Below are 19,746 nucleotides of genomic sequence, written 5' to 3'. Positions count from 1 at the left end.
TTCAAAACTATAGAAAACAAGCCAATCCTAAAATCCAATTATTTTTTCGAAGAAGCACTGGACTTGTTCTACTTTCATTAATTTTAAGCTTTCAAAAACAGAATCCTAACTTCATGCACATTCATTTTATTGCCATTGGCGGAAGTGCCATGCACAACCTGGCTATTGCTCTGCATAAAAAAGGCTACCGAGTTACCGGAAGCGATGACGAAATTTTTGAGCCATCTAAAAGTCGTCTTCAAAAATACGGGCTACTTCCTCAACGCGAAGGTTGGCATCCGAAGCTAATCACCAACGATATTGATGCTATTATTTTAGGCATGCATGCACATCCTGACAATCCGGAACTAAAACGTGCGCAAGAACTTGGGGTAAAAATATACTCGTACCCCGAATACCTTTACGAACAAACCAAAGACAAAACACGGGTGGTGATTGGCGGTTCGCATGGAAAAACCAGCATCACATCAATGATTATGCATGTTTTTAAAACCAACCACATCGATTTCGATTACATGGTTGGAGCCAGTCTGGAGGGATTTGAAACCATGGTTTCGCTAAAAAAAGATACACAGATAGCTGTTTTTGAAGGGGATGAATACCTGTCTTCCCCCATCGACCGTCGACCAAAGTTTCATTTGTATCATCCCCACATCGCGCTGTTAAGTGGAATTGCATGGGACCATATCAATGTGTTTCCAACTTTCGAAAACTATGTGGAGCAGTTTCGGATTTTTGCCACACAAATCGAAAAAGGTGGTTCGCTTATATATTATGAAGACGACGAAAACCTTCGCCAAATTGCGACTGCTACATCCAATGGCATTGAGCAAATCCCGTACAAAGAGCATAAATCGACGGTTATTGACGGTGTAACTTACTTAAACAATGATGACCGGAAAATTCGTCTGCAGGTATTCGGAAATCACAACCTCCAGAATATTGCGGGGGCAAAATTGGTTTGCGAAAAATTGGGTGTGAGCGATGAGCAATTCTACAGTGCCATGAGTTCGTTTAAAGGCGCCGCCCGCCGTTTGGAAATTTTATCAGCAAACGAAAACGGTACTGTTTTTTATGACTTCGCTCATTCGCCTTCCAAACTAAAAGCGACAACATCAGCCGTAAAAAAGCAATTCGTCAATCGTCAACTCGTCGCTGTGATGGAGTTGCACACGTTTAGCTCGTTGAAAAAAAAGTTTCTCCCTCAATACAGTGGATGCATGGAGGAAGCCGATCAGGCTTATGTTTTCTTCAATCCAAAAACAATCGAGCACAAAAGGCTGGATCCGATTAAAAAAGAGGAAGTTGCCCATGCTTTTGCAAAAAAAGGATTGCAGGTTTTTACCGATCCGAACGAGCTATTTGACAAGCTGCGAAAAATAGATTGGACGGCTAAAAATCTTTTGATCATGACTTCGGGCAATTTTTCGGGGCAAGATTTAAAGGGCTTTGCTAAAGAGATCACCGGGAAACCGCTTCAATATAAATAAAAAACAGGCTTCGACACCCAAATGGAGGACGAGCAACTACGAATTTATTACTGAAATGAAAAACCTACTTATATTAGCTTTACTCGTTTTGAATTTGGGCACAAGTGCTCAGAAAAAAGATTCCCGACTTTGGCGAAAAGCTCAAAATCTTCACCAACGAATAATAACAATCGACACCCACAACGACACGCCCATATTGTTGCTGAAAGATGGATTCGATATTGGCGAACAGCACAACGCTTCCGAGTGTCAGGTGGATTTTCCGAAAATGGACGAAGGCAGTCTGGATGTTTCATTCTTCGGCGTTTTTACCGGGCAAAAACCGCGAACAAAGGCAAACTACCGACATGCCTTTCTACATGCCAACACCATGATTGACTCAATTCATGCGATGGTTGTTTCCCATCCCGATTTTGCACAATTAGCGTATAGTCCGGAAAACATCTCCAATATTCAACTGGCCGGGAAGCACGTCATCTGCATTGGCATGGAAAACGGTTTTCCAATTGCAAAAGAACTATCTCGAATTGAAGGCTTTTACAACCGAGGAGTTCGCTACATTACACTTTGTCATTCATTTCATAACGACATTTGCGACTCGTCGAGCGACCTAACTCCTCCTGAACACGGTGGAGTCAGCGAATTTGGGCAAATGGTCATTCATGAAATGAATCGTCTGGGGATGATGGTAGACGTTTCTCACCTGTCGGACGATTCCTTTTTTGATGTAATGAACATGAGCCAGGCGCCGGTTATTGCCAGTCATTCCTGCGCAAGAGCAGTTGCTAATCACGATCGCAATATGAGTGACGAGATGATTAAAAAGCTGGCGGAAAATGGTGGCGTAATTCAAATGTGCCTGCTGGATGATTACATCAAGGAACCCGACACAAGCACTGAAAGATATGCCGCAGAAAGTCGACTGATGAAGATATACCGTACCAAATACAGCAAAATGTCTGATCAGGAAAAAGAAGTTTTTGAAGCCGACTGGAGAAACATGAAGAAACTCCCCAAAAAACTTCCAACAGTGGCTGATATGGTTGATCACATTGATCATATCGTACAACTTGTGGGTGTTGACTATGTTGGAATTGGCAGTGACTTTGATGGTGGAGGTGGACTGGCAGACTGCAACGATGTTAGTCAATTTCCCAACATTACTTACGAACTGCTAAAACGCGACTACAAACCCAAAGACATTCGAAAGATTTGGGGTGGCAATTTTTTACGTGTTTGGAGAGAAGTTGAAAAAGTATCAGGGAAACTAGACGCACACTAATAAATAAGACACAAAAAAACCGGCCAAAGCCGGTTTTCCCGAGAAAAAACTAATATTAATTGTTGGAAAATTAATCGGTGTAAAACGGAAGTACAAAGTAGGTGTAGATTGTACATCCTGCGCAAAAGGCAAAAGCAAACTCAAGCCCTGCAAAAAACACAAGCACACCGGCCACTACCGCCGCTGCTGTGTATAACTGTAATACAAATAATAAAGCGACAACCAATGCCATGGTAAATCCCATACGGGCAGCAAAAATCTTAGGTGCTTTATCTATTTTATTTACTGGTAATTTTAAGGCCTTTACTGTTTTCGAGGCCAAAAAACTTAAAGGACTAAATTTCATTTGAGTAAACGCCCGGATAAAAAAATCAGCCGTTAACAATCCCATAACAACTACTGAGTCTAAAGCAAACGCAGCAATCACCACCAACATAACCAGCAAAGCTGTTACGCGCGGCACTTGCTCATTGATTCGTTCTTCTGATATGGGACAAAATACATTCTTCATCTTTTAATCTCCTTTCATCCATTTTAGGTGACCTATTTTTTGTCATCTAAATATATTCAGACAAATTTATCTGTTTTTTTATTAATTATTTTGAACTATTCTAAATAACAATACTTGAATTTAATAGTTTATTTACATTAAACGCTGATTTAATTATCAGACACCGATTAATAGTTCATCTTCCAATTACAATCAAATAGTCGTTCTATTCGTTATTTCCTGACACGGATTATTCTATATTTTTATATGATTATTTTTTTACTTTAAGTTCGTACAATTTTCGTACTCCACTGAAGTTCTCTAATTTAGTGCACCAACGCATGGAACTCCCAATAATCATCCTCATGTGCAAGCAAAATTTTGCTCATGTTCGTTTCATGTATTTTTGAAAATCTCAGAAAATTTAACGAACTGTCCCATCCAAAATATCGAATCATCAGTTAAGACATTGCAATACGCTTATTATGAAAAGACAAACACGATTAAAGCACCTCCTGGGAACTCTAGTTCTTCTAATTCTCGCTTATACAGGAAACAGTCAGGACCTAATCAAGTTTCTGAAAACACAACCGGAAATCGTCACTATCGATTCGATTGAAGGAAATTCTTTTTTCAAGCAGACATACGTGTTAAAAATCAGGCAGCCGATCGATTATAAAGACACAACCAACGGATTCTTCCTTCAACGCGTATTTTTAGCCGATAAACATCCAGCCAGCCCTGTCGTTTTAATTACCGAAGGGTACGCTGCAGACTATGCTTCAAAGCCCAAATACATCAACGAACTCACAACCATGTTAGATGCGAACCAGGTTTGTGTGGAGCATCGATATTTTGGTGAGTCAATTCCTGACTCGCTGGACTGGCAATTTCTTACCGTTGAAAATGCAGCTAACGACCACCATCGCATAATTGAACTTTTCAACAAATATTATCAGGCAAAATGGTTAAATACGGGAATTAGCAAGGGCGGGCAAACAGCCTTGGCACATCGGGCTTTTTTCCCAGACGATGTCTCGGCTACTGTTGCCTACGTTGCCCCACTAAATTTTGGCGTAGAAGACGGGCGTCATGAACTATTTTTGAAAGAGGTGGGGACAAGCGAATGCCGATTTCAAATTGAAAAATTTCAACGAGAAATACTTAAAAGGAGAGATCAAATGCGCCCTCTATTGAAAAAATACGCCGCAGCCAGAGCATATCAGTTTCCCATAACACTTGATGAAGTGTTGGACTACATCGTCCTTGAATTTCCTTTTGCTTTTTGGCAATGGGGTTACGATTGCAGCAAAATTCCTGACAGCAATTCAGATGACCAGCTTCTTTTTGAATATTTGGCAAAGTCCAGTCCTCCCGACTATTTTTCGTACGAAGGATCAGCTAAATATCGTGCCTTTTTTTATCAGGCAGCTCACGAACTGGGTTACTACGGATACGACACAAAACCTCTTGATGACCTTTTATCTGTAAAATCAGCCAAAGGATACTTGAATCAATTTATGGTTCCTTCTGCTACATCCGTCAAATACAGCGACAAGACATCTCGCAAAGTCAAAGCCTTTTTGAAGGATGATGCTGAAAATATTATTCTTATCTACGGCGAGATTGACCCCTGGACCGCAAGCTCTGCATCGGTAAGAAAAAGAGGCAACAACTACAAATTCGTTTTAAAAAATGGTAGTCACAAAACACGAATTGCCTCGTTTGATGAAAAGACTCGCCAAAAAATTGAAAAACAAATCAACAAAATGGTTAAAGCAACACCATGATTTGCTTTTAATAATGCTCAGCAAGAAACTAACACAAACATTTTTCACAACATAATTCGACATATACACCTGACAAACAACCCCTTACCAAAAAAGAAGTTTTTGATCTTTTAATGCATACATTGTTAAAAGTTGTTAAATTTACAGCCACTTAACTAATCAATAACGTCGTCTATGACCAAAAAGGCCATTGAAAGAAGAAATTTTTTAAAATTACTAGGTACTGGAATAGGCTCACTCCTAACACTTCCCCATTACGCAAATGCCTTTGAGTACCCTGCTGCGATTGACCGAGACCGTTTTAAAATCGGTAAGCCACAGTGGATTCTTCATAACGACGGTACCTTTGACTTAGTTGCAGGAAGAATCAGTCTTCAAAATTGCCGCCCTACGATTGATGGACAGAGTATTTTCGTCCGTAATACGTTTATGGGTGACTCACCAAAAGGTAAACGAATTATTTATGAACTGGATCGTGGTTTTGTTATGCTCGATCTGAAAGTGAACTCAGGTTCTATCTCTATCGGTGCCGAGTTAAGTGGAATGCCTCGCGCCCCCTACTGGTTTTGTCCATTGGGCGAAGCAACGGTTAACGGCGTCAAGCATTTCTTCAAACAGGGACAAGGATTTGGAGGTCCAACAGGTTTATATGAATTTCAAAAGCCATCACAAGAAGAATTTGGTAATGAGCTCGGGGAACAGGCCTGGTCCTATGATTCATATCTGACAACGGGTTTGATCTCAGCTGAAAATGACAGCTTAGTCGTTGGTACATTTGAGCATAACGATTTTGTCCAAAAAAGTTCGCTATATAACCGCCCACACCGCCGAGGCTTAGTTGACCGCTACCCCGATGTTGAGTCAATCTTTTTCGAAACCGGCTTTGTTACAGAAAGAATTCCGCTAAAAGATGATTTTATCAAACTACCGGACATCTATATTTATTATGGAAATAAACCCTATGAAACGCTGCAACATCTAGCCTGGAATATTTCAGAAAACCTGGATGCACGAAAAGATTCAAAAACGAGCTATCACTGGGATTCATTTAACGAGTTTCAACACGATTTCGACCACGAGAAACTAACAAAACTGTTGACTTCATTGGAGTCAATGGATCCGGAAATTTTGCTGGATACTATTTTGATCAATGATGGCTATGCCATTCATGGCGATTGGCTGGATACGAATGACAAATGGCCAAAAGGACTCGAACCCGCTGCTCGCGATATCTTTCAACGACGTTACCGGGCAGGTATTTGGGTTGCGCCATTTATGGTAAGCGAGGAAAGCAAAGTCTTCAAACGACATAAAGACTGGTTAATTCGTGATAAGGAAGGCATTCCTATTCCTGAGTGGAATTTCAAGGAAGGCACGCATTATGCTCTCGATGGTAGTCACCCTGAAGTAAAGCGTTATATCCAAAAAGTTTTCCGGACATTCCGAAAAATGGGATTTACCTTTTACAAAACTGAATTTATGGATTGGGGACATAAACCGTCAGTTGGCATTGAACGATATGATAAAACCAAAACTTCAGTTCAGATTTTTACGGAAATTTTAAATATTATTCGGGAAGAAATAGGAGCCGGAAGCTTTTGGCTAAGTGGCACATCGCCTTATGCACCGATGATTGGTTATGTTGATGCCATGCGTATTGCAAATAGCATTAATTGTGAATGGGAGCAAAACGGTGTTGGCAATATGCTTCAGGAAAGCTACAACTGCCAGTACTTCAACAACGTATTTTGGCAAAACGATCCGGATGTTATTTCGCTTCGTAATATGAATTGCAACCTAACCAACACCGAAAAAACTAGTCTGGCATACTGGAGTGGTATTTTAGGTGGGGTCGTAAGTATCTCCGACCGCTTTTCAACCCTAACTGACGAACAGCTGGAAACCTGGCGCCTGTTGCTTCCCCATGAACGGCCACAAAGTGCTACCCTTCCGTATTGGGGGCAGGACAAAACATGCAAGGTTGCGCTACGACGTTACCGCTCACCCAAAGCCTGGGGGCTCCTGATTTTTAATGATACAGAAGAAACAGTAACCGAAAACTTTGTTTTTTCCGAGATCAATGAAGAGAGCAGCAATTGGGTATACGAGTGGACCTTGGGTGAAAGTATGGGGCTGGGAAATCTCAGCGAAATTACAGTCACTCTCCAAAAGCACGAGTCAAAGCTATTTTATTTATCTGACGGAAACGACAGCCCGGCGGAAGACCTATCAATTAGTGGAATCCGCCTGAAAAAAGTTTACCGCAAACAGGATACTTAAACCTTACGACCATTTATTTTCCGGCGATTGCACAGGAATGAGCCGTGTAATTAAATTTATTCAAAACTAAATCTTATTTTAGAAGTCATTTTTGAATAAACCGCTATGGATTTTCGCGCACTGAATATTGACACACCAATTGAATTAATTAATCAGGCCTCGCAAAGAGGATTGATTGGAAGCCTGGGTATTGAATTCACCAAAATTGAAGCTGGAACAGTTGAAGGACAAATGCAACTCTCTGAAAAAAACTGTCGCCCCGATGGTATTTTACATGGAGGTGCCAACCTGTCGCTGGCCGAAACGCTAGCCGGACTGGGAAGCATGTTGCTGGTTGATGTAAACGAATTTAATGTACTTGGCATTCAGGTAAACGGCAGCCATACCGGCATCTTAAAAGAAGGTAAAGCTTTTGCTACTGCAAAAATCATGCACCAGGGAAACCAGACCCACGTTTGGAATGTTGATGTAACAAATGAAGAAGGCCGACTGATTTCAGCAGTTCGGGTGACGAATATGATTGTAAAAAGGAATGACTAAAAAAAGAACATTAACACAATTTCTGGATAAACTCATCGAAAAGAATTGCGCTTTTGCCATATGGTCTGAACCCGGAAGCGATGAACCTGAAATCCTACTGACAGATAAAAAAGACCTGATTTACCCCAAAGAGTTTTGTAAACTGAACGGGCAAGAAGGTTTCGTTTTTGCTCCCTACGAAGTCAACTCAACCACGCCATTGGTATTATTAAAGCCAGGTATCTACCATAAAGGGATCGAAGAAATTATCAAAATTGATCTGGACGAAATTCAGAAAAATCAAGCTGCCGCGAGTAAAGAAGATGAACATTTCATCATTGAAAAAGAGGTGTATTTAAAGGATATTGAAACAACAATCGAAACAATAAAAACCAGCAAACTTTCAAAAGCAATTATTTCTCGTCTAATCCCTTCAACCCGCGGAGAGGAGTCGATCGGTGAGCTTTACATGCAATTGTTTGAGCAAACTCCAAACGCTTTTATTTATCTGGTTAACCTGCCAAAAGCGGGCTGCTGGATGGGAGCTACTCCCGAAGTCCTCCTGAAATCAGATGAAAAAACATTGGAGACCATATCACTGGCCGGCACACAAACCCGAAGGGCAGATTCAGACTACAGCTGGCACACCAAAGATATTGAGGAGCAAGCCTTTGTTTCTCGTTACCTACTCGATGTATTTTATCAATTCAACATTCACCCATACACAACGCGAGGCCCTGAGACACTTGAGAGCGGAAAAGTAGCGCATCTGTTTACCAGCTTTCGTTTTTCAGCAAAAAAATTAAGTCGCAGGCTAGGCGATTTTGTTGCCGAACTTCATCCAACACCTGCAGTTTGTGGCTATCCAAAATCAAAAGCCAGCAAGTTCATCACTAAAATTGAGAAACATGATCGTCGCTATTACACCGGTTATCTGGGACCTTGGCAGTTAAACAATTCCATCAGATTATTTGTAAATTTGCGATGCATGGAAATAACACCCAAACAATACATTTTGTATTCGGGAGGTGGAATTACAGCAAGGTCAGTTCCTGAAGAGGAATGGGAAGAAACAAACAACAAAGCGAGAACACTTTTATCAGCCATCGAAGCGGTTCAAAATAATGATATCAACCAAAAAACACATTCAACAGCTAGCCAGCTTACTTCTGAGCAAAGGAATTGATGACATTATCATTTCTCCGGGATCGAGAAATGGGCCGCTAACCCACACCTTTGCCGGAAGCGGAAAATTTAACTGTCGCAATATTGTTGATGAACGAAGCGCGGCCTATTTTGCACTGGGATTAGCTCAAGCCAAGCAAAAACCGGTTGCCATTGTATGTAGCTCCGGAACAGCAAGCTTAAATTATGCTCCTGCCGTTGCCGAAGCATTTTACTTAAATATGCCATTAATTGTGCTCACAGCCGACCGCCCGGATTATTGGATCGACCAAGCGGAAAGTCAATGCATCCGGCAAGAAGGAATTTATCAGAACTTCACAAAGTCAGCGTTTTCACTGCCCTTGGGCGAAACGGAAAAAGAATTGTGGTTTGCCGCACGTGAAATAAACGAATGCCTCAACACTGCTATTAACGGAACTCCGGCTCCTGTGCATATCAACATCCCGCTGGAAGAACCATTGCATGATTTGTTGGATGAAAAACTTCCGACAGTAAAAAATATAACCCAGCCCGATGTGGCTGCATACCTGGTCGATTCAGAGTTAAAGCAGATAGCCGAAACAGTCAACAAAGCTCAAAAAATATTGGTTTTAGCCGGACAGCAAGTCCCGAATCCAGATCTGGAAAATCGGTTGATCGAATTGGTAGAAAAAACTGGCGCTGTTGTTCTGAAAGAGCATATCTCAAACTTAAACCACACCACTTTTTGCAGCAGCATTGACACAATTATGGCGGCTATCCATGACGGTCAATCAGAAGACTTCGCCCCTGATTTACTGATTAGCCTCGGTGGTCAGTATGTTTCAAAGTCATTGAAGCAATTTTTACGAAAAAACCACCCATCAAACCATTGGCACCTGAGTTTGTCCAACGAGCATTTCGACACCTACCAATCGTTAACCAAGGTGATCAACATGCAGCCAAGTGACTTTATAGAACAACTTTTGCCAAAAGTCTCATCCAACAATCGGACTTATTTTAGTCGTTGGAAAGAAAAAGAACAGCAGGTAAACCAACTGCGTGATGACCTTATCGGACGAACTCAATACTGTGATTTGACTGTTTTTGATGAACTCAGAAAAGCCATCCCACAAAACTCTGTGATTCATTTAGGCAATAGTTCCCCGGTTAGATATGCATTGATTTGCGACCCAGTAAAAAATACCCGGTATTTCAGCAACCGCGGAACCAGTGGTATCGATGGTCCACTTTCAACAGCTGTTGGCTTCGCCTCCGAATCTGAAAAGTTGAACACCATTATTCTGGGTGATTTGTCGTTTTTTTACGACTCAAATGCGCTTTGGAACAACTACCTCAAAGAAAACCTGCGAGTAATTGTAATCAACAACCGGGGTGGAAATATATTTAGCCTAATAAAAGGGCCCAGCGATTCACCTGCTTTCCAGGAACACTTTTTCACTGAAAATAAATTTAAGGCTGAAGGAATTGCTAAAACATTTGAGTTGGATTATTTTAAAGCTGAAAATCAACAAGAGTTACGCGAAGTTTTAAAAGATTTCTATTCCCCGAAACAGCAAAAACCAGCCCTCCTGGAAATTTTCACCGATGCAGAGCTGAACACAAAAATGTTTCGGGAGTTGTTTAAGATCGTGAAACAATGCTAAAAGAAAAAGTATATCATTTGGTTGAAAGAGGTTCTCACGGGTCAAAAATCAATTTGTATTTTGACTATGCCATCATGTTCCTTATCATAGCGAATGTTATCATTGTCATTCTCGAATCATTCAACAGCATATATAGTCGTTTTGGTTCATATCTGATTGCATTCGAAATATTCTCTGTTATTGTTTTTTCCATCGAATACCTAATGCGCCTCTGGGTTTCTGATATAACTCATCCTGCACCAACTAAAACTAAATCGTTTTTTAAGTTTATCTTCTCTTTTTACGGAATAATCGACCTCCTGGCCATTCTTCCTTTTTACTTGCCATTTGTTGTAAAAATTGATCTAAAGTTTTTACGAATTCTTCGGCTGATGCGATTTTTCAGAATATTTAAATTTAACAGGTATAACAGTTCTCTCAATCTGATATGGCAGGTAATTAAAGAAAAAAGAACAGAATTAGGGATAACCGGATTTCTTACGTTTTTAGTTCTCTTAATTGCATCTTTCCTAATGTATTATATTGAAGGCGATGTCCAACCGGAACAATTCCCCAACATTCTGGCTTGCCTTTGGTGGGCAGTTGCAACATTAACAACAGTTGGTTATGGCGATGTATATCCAATCACTGGATTAGGGAAAGTGGTTAGCGGTACTATTGCCCTGCTGGGAATTGGAGTTGTCGCATTGCCTACCGGTATTATTGGATCAGCATTTATGGAAAAAGTTAGTCAGAAAAATAAACAAGCCAAGCAGTGTCCGCATTGTGGAAAACAAATACATTAGCAACCTAAAATTAAACAAATAGACAACAGACTTGTCTTCTAACAAAAAACAAAATAGAATGAGCACACAAAGACAATGGGAAACCATTAAAGAATACGAAGATATTTTCTTCGACTATTACGACGGAATTGGAAAAATAACCATTAACCGCGAACGCTACCGCAATGCTTTTCGCCCTACGACGGTTAACGAAATTAGCGAAGCCTTACGTTTCTGTCGCGAAGACCAACGAATTAATGTGATCGTGCTAACCGGAGCTGGCGACAAAGCCTTTTGTGCAGGTGGCGACCAAACGGTAAAAGGCAAAGGTGGCTACATCGACGAAAACGGAATTCCACGATTGAATATTCTGGAAGTTCAGAAACAAATCCGCAGTATGCCTAAACCTGTGATTGCGATGGTAAACGGTTTTGCTATCGGCGGTGGTCATGTACTGCATGTGGTTTGCGACATCAGTATTGCCAGCGAAAACGCCATCTTCGGACAAACAGGCCCGAAAGTTGGAAGCTTCGATGCAGGGCTCGGATCATCATACCTGGCCAGCATTGTCGGTCAGAAAAAGGCTCGTGAAATATGGTTTATGTGCCGCCAATACTCTGCTGCCGAAGCCTTGGAAATGGGCTTGGTCAACAAAGTCGTTCCACTTGACCAGTTGGAAGATGAGACAGTTGCCTGGGCACAAAAAATGCAGGAACACAGTCCATTGGCTTTACGCATGTTGAAACTCGGACTCAATGCGGAACTCGATGGGCAAGTCGGCATTCAGGAGTTTGCCGGAAATGCAACACTGCTTTATTACCTGACAGAAGAAGCTCAGGAAGGAAAACACGCATTTTTGGAGAAACGCAAACCCGACTTTGGAAAATACCCAAAGTTCCCCTAGCAGCAATATTCATCGAACTCAATCACAATTTCAAACTGGTAGCGATCTATTTTTAAACTATGGCAACAGCAAAAAGTTGGGTAAAAGCAGCACGTCTGCGCACACTCCCCTTGGCACTTTCTGGTATTTTAATGGGATGTGGCCTGGCATGGTTTTATGGATCTTTCAACCTGCATGTTTGCATTTTAGCAATCATTACAGCCACCTTAATTCAGGTATTCTCAAACTTTGCCAACGACTTTGGAGACAACCAACGCGGAACGGACAATGAGTTTCGCCTCGGCCCCACCCGAACGATGCAAAGCGGAGAAATCAGTCATTCAGAAATGAAAAAAGGAATGACCATTATTGGTGGCTTGAGCCTGATCTTTGGCATTTGGCTGGTTTATGCCGGAACCTGGGAATTTTCGAAAACAGCTTTTTTCAGTTTCATCGGACTCGGAGTTTTATCGTTAATTGCCGCCTACTTCTATACCGCTGGCAAGAAATCCTACGGCTATGTTGGCTTAGGCGATTTGGCAGTTTTTCTGTTCTTTGGGCTGCTCCCGGTTATTGGTGTTTTCTATTTGAGTGCTGCTTATTTTGAAAAAGCCATCGTTTTACCTGCCCTAAGCATGGGTTTTTTTAGTACCGGCGTTCTCAATCTTAACAATATGCGGGATTTGGATAACGACCAAAAATCCGGCAAAATTACGCTGCCTGTCAGAATAGGCGCGCGAAACAGCCGGATTTATCATACCGCAATGATTCTTTGGGGTTGGCTTAGTGTTATCATTTTCACGCTGCACCAGCAAGAATCAACATGGCAATGGTTATTTTTGCTAACTTTACCTTTGTTTATCAAAGATTTAGCAAACATTCACCGGATTAATGAAGAGCAAAAACTTGATCCGTTTCTCAAAAAACTGGCGCTTTCTACCCTTGCCTTTACCTTGCTTTTTTGTTTAGGATTAATACTGGCTGTTTTATGATTGCATATTTCAAAAAATATCAACTTCATTTTAAACGTCCGGCGGAAACATCGCGAGGCGTTTACAATACAAGAACTATTTGGCTTCTTTTTCTGAAAGAAAATGAGAGAACCGGAATTGGTGAATGTGCGCCGCTTCCTGACTTGAGCAAGGAGTCGCCCGAACAGGTTGAACAGCTATTAAAGACAATCTGTGCCAACCCCACCAACTACATCAATCATCCCGAACTGTTACAGGATATTCCATCGGTTCGCTTTGGTTTGGAATCTGCTATGTTGGATCTTGAAAACGGAGGAAATCAGATTCTGTTTCCGTCAACCTTTACTTCAGGCGAAGAGGGGATTCCAATCAATGGTCTGATTTGGATGGGAGACTACACGTTTATGCAACAACAAATCCGGGAAAAATCGGAGGCCGGATTTCAATGCATTAAGTTAAAAATTGGCGCAATTAATTTCGAACGGGAACTCTCCTTACTACAGTCTTTGAAGTATTTGAAAGGTCGCCAGGATATCACGATCCGTGTTGATGCCAATGGTGCTTTTCAACCTGAAAAAGCACTGGATAAACTTAATGAACTGGCCCAATTTGATCTGCATTCGATTGAGCAACCAATTGCTGCCGGACAATGGGAAGAGATGGCAAAACTTTGCGATGAAACACCAATCCCAATTGCGCTCGACGAAGAGCTGATTGGCATTAATTCGAGAGATAAAAAAGAGGCTCTTTTAGACATCATCAGACCTCAGTTTCTGGTACTAAAACCAAGCTTACACGGAGGTATTGCCGGTTGTGATGAATGGATCAACTTAGCCAACGAGCGGTCGATTGGCTGGTGGATCACCTCCTACCTCGAATCTAACATCGGGCTTAATGCCATTGCTCAGTGGACATTCACCAAACATCCGAAAATGTATCAGGGCCTGGGAACCGGACAGCTATTTACCAACAACTTTAATTCGCCACTTGAAATTCGTGGAGAACAGCTTTGGTTCGATCAGCAAAAAACATTTATTCTACCGGAAGAATTAAGTGATCCCAAACAATAGGCTTATTTCCATCATGAACCTATTTCCAACGCATATCAAGTTTAACGGAAAGCCCACACCAATTAGTGATCTTCTCCAACGACAACTATCTGCGCTATCTGGCTGGGAAAAACAATGGCTGAGTTTTCTGCAAGAATGGTATAACCAAAACGATTACATTAAAGTAAACACCTCGGGTAGTACCGGAACACCAAAAACGATAAAGCTAAACAAGGATTTTGTGGCTGCCAGTGCGCAACGTACCATCCAATATTTCGGACTGAAAAAGGGCGACTGCATTTTACATTGTTTACCTACGAAATACATCGCCGGAAAACTAATGGTTGTCCGTGCCCTGCTTGGCAAACTTGACTTACATCTTGTTGATCCGGCCAGCGACTTCCGCTTCTTGCCCCAAAAGCGATTTAAATTTGCAGCGATGGTTCCCAACCAGGTTCACAAGTTGATGATGCTTGATCCAAATAGTTATCTGGATTGGAATTTGGAATTTTTACTGATTGGTGGTTCTGCAGTTCAGCAATCATTAATCGACCAATTGCAAGAAGTACAAACGCAATGCTATTCCAGTTATGCCATGACCGAAACTGCGACCCACATCGCCTTGCGAAAATTGAACGGTAAAAACCAAGATCAGTTTTACCATTGCTTAGACAATATAAAAGTGCAACTCTCGCTCGACAATTGCCTTGAAATTTTTATGCCCGGACTAAAACAACAGCCGCTAAAAACAAATGACTTGGCAGAATTAGCAGACGAAAAGACGTTTCGAGTTTTAGGTCGAGCAGACAATGTGATCATTTCCGGAGGTATCAAATTCTCGCCCGAACAATTGGAAAGGAAGCTGGAGCCGTTTATTTCCATCGCTTTTTATTTTTCATCACTGCCTCACGAAACGCTGGGACAACAACTTATTCTAATCGTTGAAGGTGAAGAAGATGAAAATCTTATCCATCAAATTCGAACGATTTGCAGTCAGCAGCTTTCAACATACGAGCAGCCAAAGCAGATTCGATTTATTAAAGTATTCCAGCGAACAGAGAATGGGAAAGTAATGCGAAAAACATTATAAAATAAAAGAGCTACAAACACATGTCTGTAACTCTTTTATTTCCAGTGGAGAATATCGGAATCGAACCGATGACCTCTTGACTGCCAGTCAAACGCTCTAGCCAACTGAGCTAATCCCCCATCATTTTGCACCGCAAATATAATAATATTTTCAAAACGTAATCACCATTGGTTCTTTTTGGTTTGGTTTTTGTTTTCTCACTCTTATTAGCCATTCATTTTTAAACAATTAAATCAAGAAGTTATGGGAACAAAAAAATCTAAGAACGCCGATTTAGAAAGTAAACGCTCATTATTCCTCTCGCTTGGATTAGTACTCTCACTCGGTTTTACCTTACTGGCTTTTAGTTGGAAAACACCAGTACAAAAAGCCGACGATGTTGGATCTGTTAACTGGGACTCCCCTACTGATATTATTATTCCCCTAACTAAACCAGAGAAAAAGGAACTCGCGCCTCCGATAAAAACAGTTGAATTATTTCAGCTGGTCGATAATGACACAGAGCTGGATGATGATGATCTGGATATTTTTGACACCGAAGTAACCGACCAAGGAATTGACGTTGATGCATTACAAGATTTCGCAAACGATAATGACACATACGACAAGGAAGAAATTGTGCTAATACCTGATGAAATGCCCGAATTTCCCGGTGGAATGAAAGCTCTTTTGAAGTTTATCGCCAATACGGTTGACTATCCGTCGGTGGCTCAGGAAACTGGAATTCAGGGACGAGTATTTGTCAATTTTGTTGTTAATGCTGATGGGCAAGTCAGCGATGCCCGCATCATTCGGGGTGTCGATTCTTCGCTGGACAGAGAAGCACTCAGGGTTGTCAATAAAATGCCAAGATGGAGCCCCGGAAAACAGGGCGGACATGCAGTAAGGGTTTCCTACAATGTGCCGATCAATTTTGTATTACAATAAAATGTCCGACGAACACAAAGGATAAAATTTTAATTTTTTCAACTCTTGATTTTGAAGATTATTTTTTATCTTTAGCCCCTCAATATCGAGAAAAACTAGTATCTGAAAAATAGAAACAACTTCTAAAACTGAATTATGGAACCAAAGAAATCACCAAAAGCCGATCTTGAGAGCAAAAGAAATATTTTTGTTCAGATAGGGTTAGTGGTGTCTCTAGGTCTTTGCTTACTAGCTTTCGAATGGACTTCCAGAGTAGAACAAGCTTCTTCTTTAGGATCTGTTGCAGAGCAAGAGGTGGAGGATGAGATTATCCCAATTACCCGTCAAGAAGAAGTAAAACCACCACCACCACCACCACCACCAAAAGTTGTTGAGGTGTTAAATATCGTGGAGGATGATGTTGAAATCGAAGACGAACTTGAGATTCAAGACACCGAAGCGGATGACGAAACAGTGATCGACGTTGCGCCCGTTATTCAAGAAGAAGAGGAAGTTGACGAAGGTCAGGTATTCTTTATCGTAGAAGATATGCCTGAATTTCCTGGTGGAGAATTAGCTCTTCGTAAATTCATTGCCAATGCTGTAAAATATCCTGTAATTGCTCAGGAAAACGGTATTCAGGGAAAAGTTTACGTTAACTTCGTTGTAGATAAGGACGGAAGTATCACCAATGCGCGGATCGCTCGTGGTGTTGATGCATCACTTGACAAAGAAGCACTTCGTGTGGTAAACAGTCTTCCTAAATGGAAACCCGGAAAACAAAGAGGAAAACCAGTAAGAGTTTCTTATACGGTTCCTATCAACTTTGTATTACAATAAAGATTTAAACAATAAAAAAAATCCTGGTTCCGTTTTTTCGGGGCCAGGTTTTTTTATGAAACAAACTTTGAAATTATTTGAATGATTGAAACCGAGAAAGTACAAGAAACTGCCGTATTAGTTGGACTGATAAACAAGGAACAAGACGAAAGACAAGCTCAGGAATATTTGGACGAGTTGGAATTTTTGGCTGATACAGCGGGAGCGAAAGTCAAAAAACAGTTTTTCCAGCGATTGGATGTTCCCAATCATGCTACATTTGTAGGATCAGGCAAGCTACAGGAGATTCATAACTACATGAAGGTTCATGAAATTGACACGGTTATTTTTGACGATGAACTAAGTCCAACCCAACTCCGGAACATCGAACGACAACTGGAATCCAAAGTACTCGACCGGACAAATCTGATTTTAGATATTTTCGCCAAGCGTGCGCAAACAGCCCATGCCAAAACTCAGGTTGAACTAGCGCAATACCAATACATGCTTCCACGGTTAACCCGAATGTGGACTCACCTGGAGCGGCAGCGAGGTGGTATTGGAATGCGGGGTCCCGGAGAAACACAGATTGAGACCGACCGCCGGATTATTTTAGATAAAATTGCCCGACTAAAAGTTCAGCTTAAAAAGATCGACAAGCAAAAAGCCACACAACGGAAAAACCGTGGAAAATTGGTTCGTGTTGCCCTCGTTGGTTACACCAATGTTGGTAAATCAACCATCATGAACATGCTGGCAAAATCAGAAGTATTCGCCGAAAACAAGCTTTTTGCAACACTTGACACGACCGTTCGGAAAATGGTTGTTGGCAACCTCCCCTTCTTATTGGCCGACACTGTTGGGTTTATCCGGAAACTGCCTCATGGTTTGGTCGAGTCATTTAAATCAACACTTGACGAGGTGCGCGAAGCCGACATTTTGGTTCATGTGGTCGATATCTCACACCCGGGTTTTGAAGAGCAAATCAACACCGTAACCGAAACCCTGTCAGAGATTGAAACAGGAGAAAAGCCAACCATCTATGTGTTCAATAAAATTGACGCATTTGAATATGTACAAAAAGATGACGATGATTTAAGTCCAAAAACACAAGAGAACTATTCGCTGGAAGAATTAAAAAATACATGGATCGGCAAAAATAACACGCCTTCTCTTTTTATTTCTGCCACTGAAAAAGAAAATGTTGATGAATTTAAGAAGACCCTTTATGAAGAAGTCAAAAAAATTCATGTAACCCGATTCCCATACAATGATTTTCTGTACGATATGGACTGGACAAAACCTCAGGAATGATTAAAAAGGAAGTTGCCATTTTTGACTTTCCTGAGCTCCTACTTTTCACAGAAAATTTCTTTGGATGAATATTGACGACTAAATGAAACCCAAAAGTTTGTGTTAGCACTCATGTTATGACCGCCCATTTTCTAGAAAAACTTACACGACAAATGAAGCTTGATCGGGCTAAAGCCACCACAATTTATCACGTCTCCGCTTTGGACTAGCTTGCGTTTGTGTCCGGGATTTGCTCTTTTATCATTGTGTCGTGTCACAGTTATTTTTGTTCTCCCGCTAGTGCCAATTTGTATACCCTGATGAGCAGGGCTTCCTCCCACTATCAATCCTTTTCACAAACCCATATTCGTCTGGCAAAATTTGCCTTTCCTCTTTTTCGAACACGACAATGATCCGATATGCTGAATCCGGCGTTGCTGATTGGGCTTGTAATGTCCGAGGTCGATACAATAACAAGTCGATTTGTGATTTTTGCTGTCGACTCAATAATGTGAATGACATCATGATCGGTTGCACAGCTCAGTAAATTGTATGGCAGGTCGATAATAGCAGCATCATACTTTTTACTGATGTCTTTTATATCAGAGCGATATACCGTTGCTGTATAGTTGAAATGAGCAAGATTTACCCGGGCGTCGCGGCACACCTTCCAGTTAATGTCGCAACCTTCAATGCTATTTCCTGCAAAACAGGCTTCTAACATGATTGTACCAACGCCACAACATGCATCGAGTAGCTTATTTTGTTGGTCTGCCTTTGCTGCAATATTAACAAGAGCTTTGGCAATATTTATACTGATTGAGTTACTGTATGAACGTGGTTTTTCCTTGTGCTTGTACCACGCAAAACGATCTTTAATCAAAACGCCAAAGTACCAACCCCCATCGTAATAGCATAAAGCATACGTTATTGTTGGGCAATAGTAATCCGGGTTGCCCTCAATGCTATAGCCAATATCTTTTAACTTTTTAAGCCTCTCGGCATACTCCGTCGGGTCACTATCCAACACTAAATACTCTACTTTAAACCCTTCAATGCATATACGTTCTTTCTTGATCTGATTGATTAGCGTCGAATAATCATCAGAAAACAAAATAATATCAAGTCTTGCTTTAATGAATGCACTGGTTGAAGGCTCTGCTTTTATCTCGGAAAAAAGTAGTTTGTTCTTTTCTTCCTTACCAAAAATTGATCTCGATTCGAGCTTACATAACTCACTTTCCGTATTATCGTAGGTAAAGGCGTATAGATGTGTGTTTTTCTGCATGTGCTTTGTCCCTGATATTTTC

General features: G+C 41.1%; 17 protein-coding genes and 1 tRNA gene. 15 read left to right on the top strand and 3 right to left on the bottom strand.

Annotated features, from left to right (window positions below):
• Positions 1–113 precede the first annotated feature (113 nt).
• Positions 114–1,490, top strand: coding sequence for a UDP-N-acetylmuramate--L-alanine ligase (locus tag GR929_RS03665; protein WP_159517581.1), 1,377 nt, complete (start codon positions 114–116; stop codon positions 1,488–1,490).
• A gap of 55 nt (positions 1,491–1,545) precedes the next feature.
• Positions 1,546–2,772, top strand: coding sequence for a dipeptidase (locus GR929_RS03660; RefSeq protein WP_159517580.1), 1,227 nt, complete (start codon positions 1,546–1,548; stop codon positions 2,770–2,772).
• A 70-nt stretch (positions 2,773–2,842) separates the two neighbouring features.
• Here the strand turns inward: GR929_RS03660 and GR929_RS03655 are convergent, their stop codons facing one another.
• Positions 2,843–3,283 carry a DUF4395 domain-containing protein gene (locus tag GR929_RS03655; RefSeq protein WP_159517579.1) on the bottom strand — a complete coding sequence of 147 codons (441 nt, stop codon included), beginning with the start codon at positions 3,281–3,283 and terminating at the stop codon, positions 2,843–2,845.
• Positions 3,284–3,747: 464 nt separating this feature from the next.
• Here GR929_RS03655 and GR929_RS03650 point away from each other — a divergent pair, with 464 nt between their 5' ends.
• The 10 genes from GR929_RS03650 (at position 3,748) to GR929_RS03605 (ending at position 15,418) form a co-directional block, all read left to right on the top strand.
• A complete protein-coding gene (locus GR929_RS03650; protein WP_159517578.1) occupies positions 3,748–5,052 on the top strand; it encodes a S28 family serine protease in 1,305 nt (434 codons plus the stop codon).
• Between the two features lie 174 nt (positions 5,053–5,226).
• The gene (locus GR929_RS03645; RefSeq protein WP_159517577.1) at positions 5,227–7,332 is read left to right on the top strand and encodes a glycoside hydrolase family 36 protein; all 2,106 of its coding nucleotides are present in this window, start codon (positions 5,227–5,229) and stop codon (positions 7,330–7,332) included.
• A 105-nt stretch (positions 7,333–7,437) separates the two neighbouring features.
• A complete protein-coding gene (locus GR929_RS03640) occupies positions 7,438–7,872 on the top strand; it encodes a PaaI family thioesterase (protein ID WP_159517576.1) in 435 nt (144 codons plus the stop codon).
• Positions 7,865–9,037 carry a chorismate-binding protein gene (locus GR929_RS03635; RefSeq protein WP_159517575.1) on the top strand — a complete coding sequence of 391 codons (1,173 nt, stop codon included), beginning with the start codon at positions 7,865–7,867 and terminating at the stop codon, positions 9,035–9,037. Before GR929_RS03640 ends, GR929_RS03635 begins: the two co-directional genes overlap by 8 nt.
• Entirely contained in the window at positions 8,976–10,661 is a 1,686-nt protein-coding gene (gene menD, locus GR929_RS03630) for a 2-succinyl-5-enolpyruvyl-6-hydroxy-3-cyclohexene-1-carboxylic-acid synthase (protein ID WP_159517574.1), read from the top strand. The genes GR929_RS03635 and menD overlap by 62 nt, the downstream gene beginning before the upstream one ends.
• Positions 10,655–11,446 carry an ion transporter gene (locus tag GR929_RS03625; RefSeq protein WP_159517573.1) on the top strand — a complete coding sequence of 264 codons (792 nt, stop codon included), beginning with the start codon at positions 10,655–10,657 and terminating at the stop codon, positions 11,444–11,446. Before menD ends, GR929_RS03625 begins: the two co-directional genes overlap by 7 nt.
• Before the next feature lie 58 nt (positions 11,447–11,504).
• The gene (menB, locus tag GR929_RS03620) at positions 11,505–12,329 is read left to right on the top strand and encodes a 1,4-dihydroxy-2-naphthoyl-CoA synthase (protein WP_159517572.1); all 825 of its coding nucleotides are present in this window, start codon (positions 11,505–11,507) and stop codon (positions 12,327–12,329) included.
• Positions 12,330–12,388: 59 nt separating this feature from the next.
• The gene (locus GR929_RS03615) at positions 12,389–13,300 is read left to right on the top strand and encodes a 1,4-dihydroxy-2-naphthoate polyprenyltransferase (protein ID WP_159517571.1); all 912 of its coding nucleotides are present in this window, start codon (positions 12,389–12,391) and stop codon (positions 13,298–13,300) included.
• Positions 13,297–14,349, top strand: coding sequence for an o-succinylbenzoate synthase (menC, locus tag GR929_RS03610; protein ID WP_159517570.1), 1,053 nt, complete (start codon positions 13,297–13,299; stop codon positions 14,347–14,349). The genes GR929_RS03615 and menC overlap by 4 nt, the downstream gene beginning before the upstream one ends.
• A 13-nt stretch (positions 14,350–14,362) precedes the next feature.
• Positions 14,363–15,418 (top strand): AMP-binding protein, encoded by a 1,056-nt coding sequence (locus GR929_RS03605; RefSeq protein ID WP_159517569.1) that lies wholly within the window; start codon positions 14,363–14,365, stop codon positions 15,416–15,418.
• Positions 15,419–15,463: 45 nt separating this feature from the next.
• Here GR929_RS03605 and GR929_RS03600 read toward each other — a convergent pair.
• A tRNA-Ala gene (locus GR929_RS03600) sits at positions 15,464–15,537 on the bottom strand.
• 124 nt (positions 15,538–15,661) lie between these two features.
• Here GR929_RS03600 and GR929_RS03595 point away from each other — a divergent pair.
• The 3 genes from GR929_RS03595 (at position 15,662) to hflX (ending at position 18,457) form a co-directional block, all read left to right on the top strand.
• Positions 15,662–16,345 carry an energy transducer TonB gene (locus GR929_RS03595; RefSeq protein ID WP_159517568.1) on the top strand — a complete coding sequence of 228 codons (684 nt, stop codon included), beginning with the start codon at positions 15,662–15,664 and terminating at the stop codon, positions 16,343–16,345.
• A gap of 135 nt (positions 16,346–16,480) precedes the next feature.
• A complete protein-coding gene (locus tag GR929_RS03590) occupies positions 16,481–17,164 on the top strand; it encodes an energy transducer TonB (RefSeq protein WP_159517567.1) in 684 nt (227 codons plus the stop codon).
• An 81-nt stretch (positions 17,165–17,245) separates the two neighbouring features.
• Positions 17,246–18,457 (top strand): GTPase HflX, encoded by a 1,212-nt coding sequence (gene hflX, locus GR929_RS03585; RefSeq protein WP_159517566.1) that lies wholly within the window; start codon positions 17,246–17,248, stop codon positions 18,455–18,457.
• Between the two features lie 322 nt (positions 18,458–18,779).
• Here the strand turns inward: hflX and GR929_RS03580 are convergent, their stop codons facing one another.
• Positions 18,780–19,724, bottom strand: a complete 945-nt coding sequence (locus GR929_RS03580; RefSeq protein WP_159517565.1) for a TRM11 family SAM-dependent methyltransferase — start codon at positions 19,722–19,724, stop codon at positions 18,780–18,782.
• Between the last annotated feature and the right edge of the window lie 22 nt (positions 19,725–19,746).

The sequence above is a fragment of the Sunxiuqinia indica genome (genome assembly GCF_009847015.1).
Taxonomy (GTDB): domain Bacteria; phylum Bacteroidota; class Bacteroidia; order Bacteroidales; family Prolixibacteraceae; genus Sunxiuqinia; species Sunxiuqinia indica.
The sequence above is the reverse complement of the archived record's forward strand: the minus strand, read 5'-3'. Positions and strand labels throughout refer to the sequence as shown.